Annotated in this window: 1 protein-coding gene; it reads left to right on the plus strand. The window is 40.5% G+C overall.

Annotated features, from left to right (window positions below):
• Positions 1-129 precede the first annotated feature (129 nt).
• Complete coding sequence (locus CLFS41_RS02030) at positions 130-1,443, plus strand: IS30 family transposase (RefSeq protein ID WP_045091309.1); 1,314 nt, start codon at positions 130-132, stop codon at positions 1,441-1,443.
• The last annotated feature ends 98 nt before the right edge of the window (positions 1,444-1,541 follow it).

Raw genomic sequence — 1,541 nt, forward strand, 5'->3', positions numbered from 1 at the left:
AATGCAAGAGTAAATTCTATATTTCTGGAAATTAATTTTGCACAGATATTCGCCCTATTGCCCTGATACTCATACCTCCATATAATGTACTTGCAGCTGATTGCCTGCCTGTGCAGATCGGAGATCATTATGAATAATAAAGGCAATCAGAAACATTTAACATTTGAACAGCGTGTTGATATTGAGAAAGGACTTACCGAGAATAAAAACTTCGCAGAAATCGGAAGAATGATCGGAAAAGATCCTTCCACTGTATCAAAAGAGGTACGACTTCACGCACACACAAAAGAACGTCCTGATGCAGGATATACAAATTCACCATGCATTCATCGTAAAACTTGTAAAATCGTTTGCCTTTGTAGTGAACAGTGTGGAACTCTTTGCAGGCTCTGCAGGAAACCTGATATGCGATGTATCAATGTATGTCCAGGCTACGAAACTGCTGAATGTGAAAAACTCAAGAAACCGCCGTATGTCTGCAATGGTTGTGGTAAAAAGACACATTGTCTTATGCCAAGGAAGTTTTATTCATCCAAGTATGCTCATGATGAGTATCGTAGTGTCCTGGTTGATTGCAGAGTTGGAATCAATCAGACACCTGAAAGCATTCAAGCTATGAATGATCTGCTGGTTCCATTGATCAAGGAAAAGCACCAGTCTATAGGGCATATCTATGCCACCCATGCTGAGGAATTAGGCTGTTCCAGGAGAACACTTTATTCGTACATCAATGATTGTGTCTTTGAGGTACGCAACGGCGATTTAAGGCGGGCTGTGCGTTATAAGAAACGCAGGAAACCTACTCAGGCCAGTGCGAAAGACCATTCTTACCGACAAGGTCATAACTACGAAGATTTCCAGAAATATATGAAGGAGCATCCGGATACCAATGTAGTGGAAATGGACTGTGTGGAAGGCAAGAAAGACGAAAGCCGGGCCATCTTGACGTTCACCTTTCGTAACTGCAATCTAATGCTTATGTTTCTCTTAGAATATCAGGATCAAGAGTGTGTGTTGGAAGTTTTCGTATGGCTCGAAACTGTACTTGGCAAGGATGCATTCAAAAAGCTTTTTCCGGTAATTCTCACAGATGGCGGTTCAGAATTCTCTGCTCGTGAGGAAATGGAAAAATTCTGTGATGGAAGCAAAAGCACAACTATTTTTTACTGTGATCCTTACTGCTTCTGGCAAAAAGGAGCCTGTGAAAAGAACCATGAATATATACGTTACATCCGTCCCAAAGGCAGTTCATTCGCTGATTTAGATGATGAAAAAATCAAACTTATGATGAATCACATAAATAACGAAAAAAGAGACAGTCTTAATGGGCATAGCCCCTATGAACTCTCTCTTTTACTCTTGGACAATAAGCTTCACAAAGCAATCGCATTAAAGGCAATCGCACCTGATGACGTAATGCTTAGTCCAAACTTATTAAAATAAAATAGTTTAAGCACAGGCAGATTTCACTGCACCAGAATTTAGTCTTGCACAAAGGCATGTGGAATTTAGTCTCGCACACTATTTTCAGATGCCCCGTT

Origin of the sequence: Clostridium sp. FS41, from assembly GCF_000954015.1 — a bacterium.
GTDB lineage: Bacteria > Bacillota > Clostridia > Lachnospirales > Lachnospiraceae > Enterocloster > Enterocloster citroniae.

What these genes read in the sequence shown, in the direction of transcription:
- CLFS41_RS02030 (WP_045091309.1), top strand. Translation starts at nt 130, where the DNA reads ATGAATAATAAAGGCAATCAGAAACATTTAACATTTGAACAGCGTGTT.